At 72.4% G+C, this 14,387-nt stretch carries 15 protein-coding genes; 9 read left to right on the top strand and 6 right to left on the bottom strand.

Translation table 11 applies throughout. The features are described 5' to 3' along the window. Both ACNQOV_RS17475 and ACNQOV_RS17470 read left to right on the top strand, forming a co-directional pair. On the top strand, window positions 1-1,201 hold a 1,201-nt coding region (locus ACNQOV_RS17475), incomplete at its 5' end, for a dihydrolipoamide acetyltransferase family protein (protein ID WP_416396141.1). Window positions 1,202-1,330: 129 nt separating this feature from the next. Continuing rightward, window positions 1,331-1,906: a GNAT family N-acetyltransferase gene (locus ACNQOV_RS17470; RefSeq protein ID WP_416396139.1), complete on the top strand. Its 576-nt coding sequence runs from the start codon at window positions 1,331-1,333 to the stop codon at window positions 1,904-1,906. A 164-nt stretch (window positions 1,907-2,070) separates the two neighbouring features. On the opposite strand, the gene ACNQOV_RS17465 is transcribed toward ACNQOV_RS17470, so the two are convergent. The 4 genes from ACNQOV_RS17465 to ACNQOV_RS17450 form a co-directional block, all read right to left on the bottom strand. After that, entirely contained in the window at window positions 2,071-3,351 is a 1,281-nt protein-coding gene (locus ACNQOV_RS17465; protein ID WP_416396137.1) for an alpha/beta hydrolase, read from the bottom strand. Continuing rightward, window positions 3,348-5,366 (bottom strand): bifunctional lysylphosphatidylglycerol flippase/synthetase MprF, encoded by a 2,019-nt coding sequence (locus ACNQOV_RS17460; RefSeq protein WP_416396135.1) that lies wholly within the window; start codon window positions 5,364-5,366, stop codon window positions 3,348-3,350. Before ACNQOV_RS17460 ends, ACNQOV_RS17465 begins: the two co-directional genes overlap by 4 nt. A 98-nt stretch (window positions 5,367-5,464) precedes the next feature. After that, a complete protein-coding gene (locus ACNQOV_RS17455; RefSeq protein ID WP_402265573.1) occupies window positions 5,465-6,667 on the bottom strand; it encodes a sensor histidine kinase in 1,203 nt (400 codons plus the stop codon). Beyond that, window positions 6,660-7,292, bottom strand: coding sequence for a response regulator transcription factor (locus tag ACNQOV_RS17450; RefSeq protein ID WP_031262370.1), 633 nt, complete (start codon window positions 7,290-7,292; stop codon window positions 6,660-6,662). Before ACNQOV_RS17450 ends, ACNQOV_RS17455 begins: the two co-directional genes overlap by 8 nt. Window positions 7,293-7,398: 106 nt before the next feature. On the opposite strand from ACNQOV_RS17450, the gene ACNQOV_RS17445 reads away from it, so the two are divergent. Beyond that, window positions 7,399-8,139 carry a GntR family transcriptional regulator gene (locus ACNQOV_RS17445; protein ID WP_416396132.1) on the top strand — a complete coding sequence of 247 codons (741 nt, stop codon included), beginning with the start codon at window positions 7,399-7,401 and terminating at the stop codon, window positions 8,137-8,139. 79 nt (window positions 8,140-8,218) lie between these two features. On the opposite strand, the gene ACNQOV_RS17440 is transcribed toward ACNQOV_RS17445, so the two are convergent. Both ACNQOV_RS17440 and ACNQOV_RS17435 read right to left on the bottom strand, forming a co-directional pair. Next, window positions 8,219-8,671, bottom strand: coding sequence for a PTS sugar transporter subunit IIA (locus ACNQOV_RS17440; protein WP_402265568.1), 453 nt, complete (start codon window positions 8,669-8,671; stop codon window positions 8,219-8,221). Continuing rightward, entirely contained in the window at window positions 8,668-8,904 is a 237-nt protein-coding gene (locus ACNQOV_RS17435; RefSeq protein WP_022907163.1) for a PTS transporter subunit EIIB, read from the bottom strand. Before ACNQOV_RS17435 ends, ACNQOV_RS17440 begins: the two co-directional genes overlap by 4 nt. A gap of 178 nt (window positions 8,905-9,082) precedes the next feature. Between ACNQOV_RS17435 and ACNQOV_RS17430 the strand changes: the two genes are divergently transcribed. From ACNQOV_RS17430 to ACNQOV_RS17405, 6 genes are all read left to right on the top strand, one after another. Continuing rightward, the gene (locus ACNQOV_RS17430; RefSeq protein ID WP_022907162.1) at window positions 9,083-10,348 is read left to right on the top strand and encodes a PTS transporter subunit EIIC; all 1,266 of its coding nucleotides are present in this window, start codon (window positions 9,083-9,085) and stop codon (window positions 10,346-10,348) included. Window positions 10,349-10,480: 132 nt separating this feature from the next. Then, a complete protein-coding gene (locus tag ACNQOV_RS17425; protein ID WP_416396129.1) occupies window positions 10,481-11,392 on the top strand; it encodes a metal ABC transporter solute-binding protein, Zn/Mn family in 912 nt (303 codons plus the stop codon). Next, window positions 11,389-12,270, top strand: a complete 882-nt coding sequence (locus ACNQOV_RS17420) for a metal ABC transporter ATP-binding protein (protein ID WP_416396127.1) — start codon at window positions 11,389-11,391, stop codon at window positions 12,268-12,270. The genes ACNQOV_RS17425 and ACNQOV_RS17420 overlap by 4 nt, the downstream gene beginning before the upstream one ends. After that, window positions 12,270-13,217, top strand: coding sequence for a metal ABC transporter permease (locus ACNQOV_RS17415; RefSeq protein ID WP_402265561.1), 948 nt, complete (start codon window positions 12,270-12,272; stop codon window positions 13,215-13,217). Before ACNQOV_RS17420 ends, ACNQOV_RS17415 begins: the two co-directional genes overlap by 1 nt. Further along, complete coding sequence (locus tag ACNQOV_RS17410; RefSeq protein ID WP_022908195.1) at window positions 13,214-13,639, top strand: Fur family transcriptional regulator; 426 nt, start codon at window positions 13,214-13,216, stop codon at window positions 13,637-13,639. The genes ACNQOV_RS17415 and ACNQOV_RS17410 overlap by 4 nt, the downstream gene beginning before the upstream one ends. Before the next feature lie 10 nt (window positions 13,640-13,649). After that, window positions 13,650-14,345 carry an alpha/beta fold hydrolase gene (locus tag ACNQOV_RS17405; protein WP_022908194.1) on the top strand — a complete coding sequence of 232 codons (696 nt, stop codon included), beginning with the start codon at window positions 13,650-13,652 and terminating at the stop codon, window positions 14,343-14,345. Window positions 14,346-14,387 lie beyond the last annotated feature (42 nt).

Here is a 14,387-nt window from a genome sequence, read left to right as displayed (position 1 = left end):
GACCCCGCCCGCTCCCGCGGCGACCCCGGCACCGGCTGCAACGCCGGCTCCCGCCGTCGCCGCTCCCGCCACGCCCGCGCAGCCCGTCGCCGAGGGCGCCTCGGTCGTCGGGACCGACGAGTCCTCCGGCGCCGTCCTCGTCGGCTACGGCTCGGCGACCTCGTCGCCGTCCCGTCGCAAGCCGGGCGCCCGCCGGGCCGCAGCGCTCGCGGCCGAGGCGAGCCGCGCCTCCAGTGCCGACGCCGCCGCGGCCGCCGAGGCCGCCACCGACCCGGGCGAGGAGTCGACCGCCGAGGCGATCACCGCCCTCGGCTCCGCCCCGCGCAAGCAGAGCACCGCGACGAACGTCCTCGCGAAGCCCCCGATCCGGAAGCTGGCGAAGGACCTCGGCGTCGAGCTGAGCGAGATCGTCGCGACCGGGCTCGCCGGCGAGGTCACGCGCGACGACGTCATCCGGCACGCGAAGCAGGCCAGCGTCTTCCGCAACATCGAGACGCCCGAGTGGGGCGAGGTGCGCAGCGAGACGATCCCGGTCAAGGGCGTCCGCAAGGCCATCGCGACCGCGATGACCACGTCGGCGTTCACCGCGCCGCACGTGTCCCTGTTCGTCGACGTCGACGCGACCCACACGATGGAGTTCGTCAAGCGGCTCAAGGCGTCGCCGACGTTCGCGGGCGTCAAGGTGTCGCCGCTCCTCATCGTCGCGAAGGCCGTGATCTGGGCCGTCCGCCGCAACCGCTCGGTGAACTCCACCTGGACCGACCGCGAGATCATCGTCCACCACTTCGTGAACCTCGGCATCGCCGCGGCGACCCCGCGCGGGCTCATCGTGCCGAACATCAAGGACGCGCAGGACATGTCCCTCCTCGAGCTCGCCCAGGCCCTCGAGCAGCTCACCCTGACCGCCCGCGACGGCAAGACCACCCCGGCGCAGATGGCCAACGGCACGGTGTCGATCACGAACATCGGCGTGTTCGGCATGGACACCGGCACCCCGATCCTCAACCCGGGCGAGGTCGCGATCGTCGCCATGGGCACGATCAAGCCGAAGCCGTGGGTCGTCGACGGCGAGGTCCGCTCGCGCATGGTGACGACCATCGGTGCCTCGTTCGACCACCGGGTCGTCGACGGTGACGTGGCGTCGCGCTTCGTGCACGACGTGGCCTCGGTGCTCGAGGAACCGGCGCTCCTGCTCGACTGAGCGGCTTCGTGAGCAGGAACGGTCGAGTGTCGCCGAGCTGCTCGACCGTTCCTGCTCACCATCTGCGGGCTTCCGCAAACGTCGCGTGGTGTTCACACGGATGTCGGTGGGCGGGGCGATGATCGACCCATGGTCCACCAGCTCCTGATGCCCCCGCAGGAGATCCGAACGGATCGCCTCCTGCTCACCCCGCTGTCGCCGGCGGACATCGACGACGTGCACGCGCTGTTCTCCGACGCGCGCACGTGGACGCACCTGCCCACCGGTCGGCACACGGCACGGGCGACGACCATCGACCTCGTCCAGCGCAAGATCGGCGGCCGGGCACGCCACGGGCTCGGCTCGTGGGCGGTCCGGTCCTCGGCCGACCACGCGTTCCTCGGGGTCGGCGGCGTGGACATGACGGCGGCCGGCGTCTGGAACCTCGGCTACCGCCTGACGCCGTCGGCGTGGGGCAACGGCTACGCGACCGAGGTCGCGCTCGCGGCCGTCGCCGCCGCGCGGGACGTGGGCGCCGACGTCCCCGTGACCGGGCGCGTCCTGACGAACAACCCGGCCTCGGCCGCGGTGCTCGGGCGCGCCGGCCTGTCCCTGGTGTGGCAGGGGTCGACCTCCGCACCGACCCCCGGCGGGGTCGAGCGACAGGTCTGGGCCGACCGAGCGTTGTCACGGACGCAGCGGGCCTGGCTCGTCGCCAACGCCTGAGCCGGGTCCCTCCACCGGGGTCGACGCCTCCGACGAGGGGACGAGCGCGCGGGCGACCCCGCACAGCACCAGCAGGACGACAGCGACCGGGGTGGCTCCGACCGGACCCACGGCCATGAGCACGACCGCGGCGAGGGCGACGACGGGCAGGGTGACGACGCCGGTCACCGCAGGGCTCCGAACAGGGCGTCGGCCTCGTGCGGCAGCTCCGTGCGGAGGGACCACTGCACGGTGTTCCAGTCGTGGCCGCTCTTCGGCGCGGAGGCGACGACGGTGTCCGCGCCCGCCGCCCGTGCCGCACGGCCGAGCTTCCGCGCGTTCTCGCTGAACTGGCGGTCGGCCGAGCCCGCGGTGAGCCACAGGGCGTGCCCGCCGAGGCCGTTCTCCCGCATCTGCGCGATCGGGGCGGCCGCCCGCCACGCGGCGACGGACCCGCCGAAGGCCTGGTCGGCGCTGTGCTGGGGGTTCTGGTCGATCGGTTGCAGCTCGCTGGAGATCGCCAGCGCCGCGCCGAACGACGCCGGGTCCGCGGTGACGAACTGCATCGCGCACGTCGCCCCCTGCGAGAAGCCGACGAGCCCCCATGCTCGTCGGTCCGGCGTGACGGGGAGGTGGGCAGCGAGCCACGCGGGCACGTCCCGGGTGACGTAGGACGCCGACTTCCCGAGCCGCGAGTCGACGCACATCGGGTTGCGACCCGGTGCCGACAGCTGGTCGACGGACACGACGATCGGCGCCCGCCCGTGGTGCGCGGCGGCGTACGCGTCGAGCACCGTGCCCATCTGCCCGGCGGTGAACATGTCGCTCGGCGCTCCCGGCTGCCCGGCGAACGCCAGGACCACGGGCAGGCGCGCCGGGTCGCGGACGAGGGCGGCAGGCGGCAGGTAGACGACGGCGGGACGTGCGGGGAAGCCCGAGCGCGTTCCCGGGATGTCGACCGTCCGGATCACGCCCGCCGCGGGCATCGTGGCCGCCGGGGTGGCGTCGAGGTCGAGCGCGGGGTACGGGTCGCTCTGCACCACGGTGCCGAGGGTCGGGTACTTGGCGAACTCGACGTTCACGCCGAGCGCCGGGACGAGGAGCGCGGCCGGTACCAGGACGGCGGCCAGCACCCGTCGCCCGCGACCACCCTGCACGATCCCGGTGACCGCCAGCGCGAGGGCTGCCGTGGCCACCGCGACCCACATGCGCGTGACGCCGCTCAGGGCGACGCCGAACAGGTCGACCACGTCGCTGACGATCCAGCAGACGACCAGCACCGCCACGGATGCGACCGCCGCGACGACCGCGCGCACCCGCACCGCCCGCCATGCGGGGCCGGAGCGCATCCGCCGGAGCCCGGGGAGCAGGACGACGAGTGCGAGCACGGCGAAGGCGGTGTCGATCGGGACGAGCTTCGACGGTGCCTGCAGCTGCGTCGCGAGCAGCCAGGCGGTCGGACTCACGACCGGGCCGCCGCGCGGGCGTCCGCCGCCTGGAGCCGGTGCGCCTGCCGGAGCGCCCACAGGTGCTTCGGGCGGAGCCCCGGCACGTACGCCGCGGCCAGGGCGCGGGTCACCCGCGGGACGTGCAGCGGCGTGGGGACGACGAGCCAGAGCGGTTCGTGCCGGGCGCCGAACTTCTCCTTGAAGCGCTGCAGCGAGCGGAAGCCGTACACCGGTTCGAGCGCCCGGGCGAGCATCGCCGACCCGCGCACGACGAGCGGACCCGCCCCGGCGTGCGCGGCGAGCGGCGTGCCGGACAGGCTGATCGTGGTGAGGCCGGCCTCGCGGGCGCGGAGGGCGGTCCGGGCGATGAGGAACTCCATCACGCCGGGCATCCCGTCGTCGCCACGGCGCATGACGTCGAGCGTGTACCCGGTCAGCGCCCCGCGTTCGTGGACGGGCAGCCAGCTGGTCACCGCGGTGACGTGACCGTCCGCGGTGACGGCGAGCAGGAGCCGGACGTCCGGGTCGTCCAGCTCCCGGAACCCGCCGAGCGTGAAGCCCATCTCGGGCAGCCGACGGTCGGCGGCCCACCGCGTGCAGATGGCCTCGACCTCGGCACGCTGGTCGGCCCCGAGCGCGTCGAGGGTCGTCCACTCGTCGCGGACGCCCTCGCGGTCGGCCCGGTTCGAGGCGGTGCGCAGGTCCTGCCGCTTCTTGCCTCGGAGGTCGAAGGTCGTCACGTCGAGCACGCACTCGACACCGACCGGCAGCGCGGTCCAGCCCTCGGCGCCGAGGATCGCGCGGACCGGCTCGTGCACGCTCGTGAACGCGGGGACCCAGCCCTGGCGCTCGCAGAAGGCCGTGAAGCCGGCGAGCACCTCGGCGCGGTCAGCGGTGGCGCACGCCGGGTCCGACACGGCGAGGGCGACCTCGCCGCGCACCCGGTAGGCCACGGCACCGAGCCCGCCCGGGTGGGTCCAGGTCGCGTTCCCGCGCCAGGTGCCCATGTGCCCGAGGGTGCCGGCGTCGCCGTCGCGGAGCATCGAGACGAGGTCGTCACGCCCGGCACCGGCGGCCCGGAACCGTGCCCGGACGAGTCGCGGTCGGAGGACGACGACGGCCAGCAGCACGGCGGCGGGGACGATCCACGCCCCGAGCAGGGTCACCTGCCACTCGACCGCGTCCAGACCGAGTCCCTGCCACTGCACGGCGTCGTCCTGGACCGGCTCGATGAGGAAGACGTCGGCGAGCACGACGGTGAGCGTCAGCAGCACGGCGATCGCCAGCGCGACACCGACCCGCCGCCCGCGGTGGACGAGCCAGGCGGCGAGGAGCAGCAGGACGCCGACGACGACCACGGAGCCGTTCGGCATCGCGTCGGCGAACGGGGAGAGCACGCCGTCCGGGTCGGGCACGACGGGCGTCACGAGGGTCCCGGCACCGAGCGCGATGAGCGCGCTCACCACGACGGTCCGGGCGGTGACGGCGGTGCTGCGGTGCGCGGGCTCGGAGGCGCGGCGGACGATCCAGGCACCGGCGGCGGTCCCGAGCAGGGTCGCGAGGGCACGGGCCAGGTCCGACCCGTGGCCGGCGAAGAGCACGAGGGTCAGGACGACGGTCCACAGGGCGGCACGGACGCGCCAGCGGCGCTGCGGGGGCATCGTCGCCGAGGCGGCACCGAGCAGTGCGGTGGCCACGATCGACGGCGCGAAGAGCGGTTGCCCGACGGCGAACTCGGCGTGCGCCTCGCCCAGCGCCGACCCGATGGTGACGGTGAGGAGCGTCGCGAGGACACCGACGAGCGGCGCTCCGATCCCGACGACCAGGGTCCGGAGCGACCCGAGGGACCGCTCGGCGAGGACCGTCGTCAGGACCACGGCCACGAGGGCGAGGCACGCGACGGGCGGCTGGTGCGGGAAGTCCGGCTCGGAGTGTGCCATCCGGGCGGTCACGACGAGCACGGCCGCGGCCACCGTCACGACGACGGAGACCGGGAACCGACGGAGACGTCCGATGAGTGCTGTTGGTGCCACGGTCCCATCACAGCGGACCGCGCGCTCCGGGACATCGCTCCACGGCGTGAACCCCGATGGCCGATCGGCCATCGCCGCGTCGCTCCGGGGGACGACCGTCAGACGACGGGCGCGGACGGCACGTGCTCGACCGGCAGCCGCAGGTGCAGTGCGAACCCGTCGTCCGGCTGCGGACCCGACTCCATGCTCCCGCCGAGGAGCGACGCCCGTTCGCCGAGCCCGATCAGCCCGAGGCCGGAACCCGGCAGCTCGAGCCGTTCCGAACGCGCGGGGCCGTTCACCACGTCGACGAGGACGTGCTCACCGTGGATCCGGCCGCTGACCCGGACGGTCGCGTCGGGGGCGTGCTTGCGGACGTTCGTCAGCCCCTCCTGCACGAACCGGTAGACGGCCCGCTGGAGCGGCTGCGCGAGGGTGTCCGGCAGGTCGACGGTGGTGCTGGTCTCGAGGCCGCTCTCGGCCACCAGCCGGGGCAGGTCGGCGAGGACCGGCTGCGGCGCGATCTCGCGGTCGGTACCGCCGGACGCCCGCAGCACCTGCACCATCTCGCGGAGCTCCTGCAGGGTGACGACGCACAGCTGCCGGATCGTCCGCGCGAACCCGCGCTCGGCCTCGTCGCGGCCGGCCATCTGCATCGCACCGGCCTGCACCGCGATGAGGGTGACCTGGTGCGAGACGACATCGTGCATCTCGCGGGCGAGCAGGGCCCGTTCGCGGGAGAGCGCCACGGCCGCGGCCTGTCGGCGTTCGTCCTCGCGGGCCCGGCGGGACTCGACGAGCTGCTCGGTCAGGCGGGCACGGGTCTGCACGAGCAGGCCGACGGCGAGCGGACCGAGGGCGAAGATGAGTGCGTAGACCACCGAGACGACGATCTCGTCGAGGGTCTGCGGCGGCCCGACGAACCCGCTGAACCCGACGAACTGCACCAGGGCGGCGAGGAGCATCAGCCACCGGCGGCTCGTGCGCTCCCCGAGGGTGAACAGCGCCACGCTGGCGGCCACCACCGCGGACCCGACGAACAGTCCGGGCATGGTCAGGGCGAACGCGAGCACGGGGAAGCGTCGGCGGAGCAGCAGCGCCGCCGCGGCGACGAGCGACAGCCACGTCTCGAGGGTGGTGGCACCGGAGATGTCGAGCACCGCATCGGCGACCGCGGCGGCGACGAAGAGGGCGTCGAGCACCCACCACGGTGCGGGGTGGGTGCGCGCCAGACGCAGGCCGGCGTCGACGAGCCGGTCGAGCCTCCCGTCCGTCGCCGCGAGCACCTGCCGGACCCGCCCGGGCCGCTCCCCGTCAGCCATCCAGGAGCCCCGCCTCGGCCGCGCGCAGCGCGAGCTGGACCCGCGTCGGGACGCCGAACGCGGCGAGGAGCGACCGGATGTCCTCCTTGACGGTGCCGGTGCTCACCCCGAGCCGACGGCCGATGTCCGGGTTGCTGACGCCGTCGGCGACGAGCCGGAGGACGGCGTGCTCCCGGTCGCTGACGGCCGGCGCCGGGGCACTCGGACGTGCCGCGAAGAGCTTGGTCCGGTCGACACCCGGGGCCAGCACGACCCCGCCGCGGGCGAGGACGCGGACGTACTCGGCGAGCCCCTCGGGGTCGGTGTCCTTCAGCAGGAACCCGGCGGCACCGAGCTCCATCGCCTGCCCGACGTACTCGTCGGTGTCGAAGGTGGTGAGCATCGCGACGGCGGGCGGCTCGGGGAACGCCCGGAGCTCCCGGAGGACCTCGAGCCCGTTCACGCGCGGCATCCGCACGTCGAGCAGGACGACGTCCGGCGCGTGGTCGCGGATGGTCCGCACGGCGTCGACGTCCCCGGTCGTGGCGACGACGTCGATGTCCGGTGCGGCGCCGAGGATGAGCTCGAAGCCGTAGCGGACGAGCGTCTCGTCGTCGACGATCACCACGGTTGTCACGCGCGTCATCTTGTCATGCACGTTGGCGTTCCGAGGGGGACTCGCTACTGTGGCAGCAACTGGTCATGTCCGCGCATGACCACCCGCACGACCAGCGACGGAGCACGAGGACCGCATGACGAGCCGGATCACCGAGGGTGCCGAACCGAAGCACCAGCAGCTGCGTCGGATCCTCCTCGACCTCGCCACGGTCCGCCTCGCACCCGGTGCGGCGATCCCGTCGGAACGCCAGCTCATCGCCGAGTACGGGGTGTCCCGGATCACCGTTCGCGAGGCCCTCGGGCAGCTCGTGAACGAGGGCTACCTCGAACGCGTACGCGGCAAGGGCACCTTCGTGGCGCACCGACCCGTGCAGTCGACCCTGCACCTGGCCTCCTTCACCGAGGAGATGCGTGCGATGGGTCACGTACCGACGACGGTCGTGCTCGTCCGCGAGGAGCGGGTGCCCCCGTCCGACACGGCCGCGGCGCTGCGGCTCGACCCCGACGTCCGCGCCTTCCACGTGAAGCGGCTGCGCATGGCCGACGGCGCACCGGTGTCGATCGACGACGCCTGGTTCGTCGCGGACGCGTTCCCGGGCCTGCTCGAGCACGACCTGTCCGACTCGGTGTACTCGATCATCGCCACGGAGTACGGCACGCCGATCGACCGCGCGCAGCAGACCGTCGCCGCGAACCCGGCGGCGGACGACGTGGCGACCCTGCTCGGCACGAAGACCGGGGCGCCGCTGCTGGAGTTCGACCGGGTGTCCTACGCGGGGGAGCGCCCGGTGGAGCACACGCGGAGCTGGTACCGCTCGGACCGCTACCGCGTGCAGATGGAGGTCACGGCGACGGCGGCGAACGCGGTCGCCTAGCGCCGACCGTCGCGCTGCGCGACACCGCACGGCACGTCCAGGCCGTGCGGTGTCGCCGAGTGCGTGGGAAGGCCCCCGCTCAGACCTCGAACAGGGTGTCGCCGTCGCGCACCGTGGTGCCGACCGCGTCCTGCGCGATGGAGTCCGGCGCGGAGCCGAGCACGACGACCGGGCAGATCGGCGAGTAGCCGGCAGCCGAGATCACCGAGGGAGTGAACCGGACGACGGGGTCGCCCGCGACGACGGTGTCGCCCTCGGTGGCGAGGAGCTCGAAGCCCTCGCCCGACAGCTTCACGGTGTCGATGCCCACGTGCACGAGCACGTCGGTGCCCGCGGCGCCCTGCAGGGCGAACGCGTGCGGGTGCAGCTTGACGATCGTGCCGTCGACCGGCGCGACCGCGGTCACGGCGCCGTCGACCCCGGTCGGGTCCACCGCGACGCCGGCACCGACGAGCTGCCCGGCGAACACCGGGTCCGGCACGTCGGCCAGTGCGACGACCGGGCCCTGGAACGGGGTCCGGACCGCGGTCACAGCTCGTCCTGGATGTCCTGCGCGAGGTTGTCGGCGATCGGGCCGACGATGACCTGCCAACCCGTCCCGCCGCCGACGACGGCCTGGGCGCCCGCGGCCTTCAGCGCGTCCTTGTCGACCAGGTCGCCGTCCTCGACCTCGACGCGGAGGCGCGTGATGCAGCCCTCGACCTCGTCGATGTTCTCGGCGCCACCGAGCGCGGCGATGATGTCAGCGGCCTTGATGTCAGCCATCGTTTCCTCCTCGTTACGAAAACGCATGCCGGGTTGACAGGCGTGGGGTCGCGGTTCAGACTACGGAACTGGTCATGACCGGACAGGACCGGACCTGGCGACACCGCCGAGGTTACCTGCGCTGACTGTACGACTCAACTCACCCCGACAGCTCCACCCAACGACGAGAGGACCTCCGATGAGCACCACCACTGCCACGGATGTGCCGGAGAAGAAGACGCCGAAGAAGCAGTCGCGCGTCTTCGCCAACGCCCAGCGGCTCGGCCGCAGCCTCCTGCTGCCCATCGCGGTCATGCCGGCTGCCGGCATCCTGCTCCGCCTCGGCCAGGCCGACATGCTCGGGGCGATCCCGGGCTTCGAGAAGGGCGCGACGATCATCGCCGCGGCCGGCAACGGTGTGTTCACCTGGCTGCCGCTCCTCTTCGCGGTCGGCATCGCGATCGGGTGGGCGAAGAAGTCCGACGGCACCACGGCGCTCGCCGCCGTCGTCGGCTACATGGTCATGTACCAGGTCTTCGCGGCCATGTCCCCGATCGTGCTCGACGGGGTGAAGGACGCGAACGGCAACCAGGCCACCATCAACTTCGGCGTCCTCGGCGGCATCGTCATGGGGCTCGTGTCGGCCGTGCTGTGGGAGAAGTTCCACCGCACGAAGATGCCCGACTTCCTCGGCTTCTTCTCGGGCCGCCGCCTCGTGCCGATCCTCACCGCGGTCGCGGGTCTCCTCATCGCCGTCGTGATGTCGTTCTTCTACCGCTACTTCGACATCGCACTGACCGCCGCCGGCCAGGCCGTCGCGGACAACGCCGTCCTCGGTGGTGGCATCTTCGGGTTCGTCAACCGCATGCTCATCCCGATCGGGCTGCACCAGCTGCTGAACTTCTTCCCGTGGTTCCAGCTCGGCAGCTTCACCACGGGCGGCGTGACCTACCACGGCGACATCGCGCGCTTCCTCGCCGGCGACCCGACGGCCGGCATCTTCCAGACCGGCTTCTTCCCGATCATGATGTTCGCGCTGCCCGCCGGTGCCCTCGCCATCTGGCGCAACGCCAAGCCGCAGAACCGCAAGCTCGTCGGCGGCATCATGCTCTCGGCCGCGCTCACCTCGTTCGTGACCGGCATCACCGAGCCCCTCGAGTACTCGTTCATGTTCGTCGCGTTCCCGCTCTACATCATCCACGCGGTCCTCACGGGCACCTCGCTGGCCCTGGTGAACGCCCTGGGCATCCACGACGGCTTCTCGTTCTCCGCCGGTGCGATCGACTACGTGCTGAACTTCGGCAAGGCGGACGGTGCGATCTGGCTCATCCCGATCGGCCTCGGCTACGCGGTCGTCTACTACTTCCTGTTCAGCTTCGTGATCAAGAAGTGGAACCTCCGCACCCCCGGGCGCGAAGAGGACACGATCGCCGAGAACACGATCGACGCGGCGACCAAGCCGTAGCCGTCACGAGGTGACGGACGTCACCTGCTGACGGACGGGAGGCGCGGTGTCGGCTGGCACCGCGCCTCCCGTCCGTCAACGGGTTGATACTGGTTTTGACAACCGTTATCAACTAGCCCTACGCTCGTCGACATGCACAACCGTCTCCTCGCCCTGCCGCTCGTCGTCGGCGCCGCCGCGCTGGCCCTGACGGGCTGCGCGACGTCCTCCGCCTCCGGTGACGCGTCGGGCGACGGCACCGTCCGGGTCGTCGCCTCCACCAACGTCTACGGCTCGATCGTCGAGGCGATCGGCGGCGAACACGTCTCCGTCACGAGCATCCTCGACGACCCGTCGCAGGACCCGCACTCGTTCGAGTCGAGCGCAACGACGCAGCTCGCAGTGTCCAAGGCCGACCTCCTCATCGAGAACGGCGGCGGGTACGACGACTTCATGACCACCCTCGCCGACGCGTCCAGCACCAAGGCGGACACGATCAACGTCGTCGAGCTCTCCGGTCTCGACAAGGGTGGCGACGCCGAGTTCAACGAGCACGTCTTCTACAGCTACCCGACGATGGTCAAGCTCGCCGACGACGTCGCGAAGCGCCTCGGGGACCTCGACCGGCAGGACGCGGACACCTTCACGAAGAACGCCGACGCGCTGACGACGAAGCTCGAGGGGCTCGAGGCGAAGACGGCCGAGCTGAAGAAGACCTACGACGGCCAGAAGGTGGCGTACACCGAGCCCGTCCCGGGGTACCTCTTCGACGCGATCGGTCTCGACAACGTCACGCCCGAGGCCTTCTCCGAGGCGATCGAGGAGGGCGACGACGTGCCCCCGGCGGCGCTGAACGACACGCTCAAGCTGTTCACGAACAAGACCGTGAAGCTCCTCGCCTACAACGAGCAGACGTCCAGCCCGGAGACCGAGCAGGTCAAGAAGGCGGCCGACGAGAACGGCGTCCCCGTCATCGGTGTCACGGAGACGCTCCCGAAGGGGGAGGATTACGTCTCGTGGCAGCAGGCGAACATCGACCAGGTGCAGGCGGCGCTCCAGAAGTGACGACCGTCTCCCACCCGACGACCGAGCGGACCGCCACTGCCCCGGGCAGTGGCGGTTCCGCCGTGCTCGAACTCCGCGACGCCGGACTGTCGTACGGCTCCCGTGCGCTCTGGTCGCACCTCGACCTCGACCTGGCGCCGGGCGAGTTCGTCGCGGTGCTCGGACCGAACGGGGCGGGCAAGACCTCGCTCCTCCGCACGGTCCTCGGGCAGCAGCGGCTGACGAGCGGCTCGATGTCGTTCCTCGGCCAGCCCGTCCGGCGCGGGCACCGGAAGATCGGGTACATCCCACAGCAGCGCCTGATGGACGCCGGCACCCCGCTCCGGGCGCGGGACATGGTCGCGCAGGGCGTGACCGGCTCACGGTGGGGCATCACGCCCGCGAGCCGTGCCGAACGGTCCCGGGTCGATCGCATCCTCGACGAGGTCGGGGCCACCGCCTTCGCGGACGCCCCGGTGGCCGAGCTGTCCGGCGGCGAGCAGCAGCGCACCCGCGTCGGACAGGCCATCGCCGCAGACCCCGCGCTGCTCCTCTGTGACGAGCCGCTCATCTCGCTCGACCTGCGGCACCAGCGCGGCGTCACCGAGCTCATCGACCGGCAGCGTCGGCAGCAGGGCGCGGCGGTGCTCTTCGTCACCCACGACGTGAACCCGATCCTCGACGTCGTCGACCGCGTGCTCTACATCGCGGGCGGACGCTTCCGGATCGGAGCACCGGACGAGGTCCTCCGCACCGACGTGCTCTCCGACCTGTACGGCACGCCCGTCGACGTCGTCCGCACGATGGGGCGGATCGTCATCGTCGGCGCGAACGACGCGCACGACCAGCACTGCGACGCGGACCCGAACGCCGTGACGCCCGACGAGGGGCGGATCTGATGGACGTCTGGTCGCAGGTCTTCTCCTTCCAGGACTACGGCGAGCTCGTCGTGCTCGTGCAGAACTCGATCTGGGCGGGTGCGGTGCTCGGCATCGTCGGCGGGCTCATCGGGCCGTTCGTCGTCGCCCGGAACATGCCCTTCGCCGTGCACGGCATCTCGGAGCTCTCGTTCGCGGGTGCCTCGGCATCGCTGCTGCTCGGCGTGAACGTGGTCACCGGGTCGCTCGTCGGGTCCGTGATCGCGGCGCTCCTCATCGGGCTGCTCGGGTCCAGGGCGCGCGACCGCAACTCGATCATCGCCGTGCTCATGCCCTTCGGCCTCGGCCTCGGCATCCTCTGCCTCGCGCTCTACAAGGGCCGTGCGGCGAACAAGTTCGGCCTGCTCACCGGGCAGATCGTCTCGGTGGACAACCCGCAGCTGACGTTCCTCGTCGTCGTGGCCGCGATCGTCGTCGTGACGCTCCTCGTGATCTGGCGCCCGCTGATGTTCTCGTCGGTCGACCCGGACGTGGCCGCCGCCGCCGGGGTGCCGGTGCGGACCCTGGCGCTCGTCTTCATGCTCGTGCTCGGGCTGGCCACCGCGGTGTCGGTGCAGATCGTCGGCGCGCTCCTCGTGCTGTCGCTGCTCGTCACGCCCGCCGCGGCCGCCCTGCGCCTCAGCTCCCACCCCGTCGTCGTGCCGATCCTGTCGACCGTGTTCGCCGTCGTCTCGGTGGTCGGCGGGATCCTGCTCGCCCTCGGCGGGGGCCTGCCCATCAGCCCGTACGTGACGACCATCTCGTTCGTGATCTGGGTGGTCTGCCGGATCGTCGGCGGACGCAAGGACAAGCGCGGACGCGACCGGATCGTGCGCCGCGACCAGCGTGACGGGGGCGCACCGCGTCTCCGGGCCGACGACGCGGACCCCCTGTCCGCCGCCGGCCGGAAGGAAGGAGCGACCGCATGAACGCCGTGCAGAAGCCGAAGCGGAACACGTGGCAGCGCGAGGCGGTGCGCACCGCACTGTCGAGCACCGAGGGGTTCGTCAGCGCGCAGGCGCTGCACCAGCACCTGCGGGACGACGGCTCCACCATCGGACTCGCCACCGTCTACCGGGCGCTCTCCGACCTGGCGACCGAGGGGGACGCGGACTCGCTGCAGCAGGACGGCGAGTCGCTGTACCGCGCGTGCACGACCGACGCACACCACCACCACCTGATCTGCCGGAACTGCGGCCGCACGGTCGAGATCGAGGCGGACCCGGTGGAGCGGTGGGCGCAGGAGGTCGCGGCGGCCAACGGGTTCACGAACGCCAGCCACGTGGTGGACATCTTCGGGGAGTGCGCCGTGTGCACGGCGGCGCGCACCACGGCGAACGCCGGCGAGTAGCGTCCGCGTCATGCACGTGATCCTGGTGCCCGGCTTCTGGCTCGACGCGAGCGCCTGGGACGAGGTGGCCCCGGTGCTCCGAGCAGCGGGACACTCGGTCGAGGCGGTCACCCGCGACGGCGACACGCTCGACGAGCAGGTGGCCGCCCTGGTCGAGCTGCTCGACGACGTCGCCACGCCGGACGAGCCCGTGGTCCTGGCGGGGCACTCCGGCGCCGGGCCGATCGCGTACATGGCCGCCGATCGCCGCCCGTCGCTCGTCGCGCACCTGCTCTACGTCGACACCTTCCCGGGGCCCGAGGGCGGCTGCGTCAACGACGAGCTGCCCGTGGTGGACGGCGTCGTGCCGCTGCCCTCGTGGGACGTCTGGGAGCCGGCGACCGTGCGCGGCATGACGCCGGAACTGCGCGCGGCCTTCGAGCACCGGGCGATCCCCGAGCCCGCCGCGGTGCCGTCCGACCGCTTCCACTACGCCGACGCCGCGCGGCACACGATCCCGGCGACGGTGATCACGTGCGAGATCCCGGCGGCCGACCTCGCGACGATGGTGGCGGACCACCAGGCCTGGGCGGCGGAGCTCGTGGCGACCGAGGAGCTCTCGATCCTCGGGCTCGAGACGGGGCACTGGCCGATGTTCACGGCGCCGCGGGAGCTCGGCGAGCTCATGGTGCAGGCGCTGGCCCCGCGGCCGACCGAGGCGCCGTAGCGCGGGCGCGCGCCGCGCCGCCCGCGCGCCGGTCTCTTATAC

The sequence above is a fragment of the Curtobacterium sp. LFS084 genome (assembly GCF_047977705.1).
Taxonomy (GTDB): Bacteria; Actinomycetota; Actinomycetes; order Actinomycetales; family Microbacteriaceae; genus Curtobacterium.
Note: the sequence above shows the minus strand (reverse complement) of the source record. Positions and strands in the feature narration are given on the sequence as shown.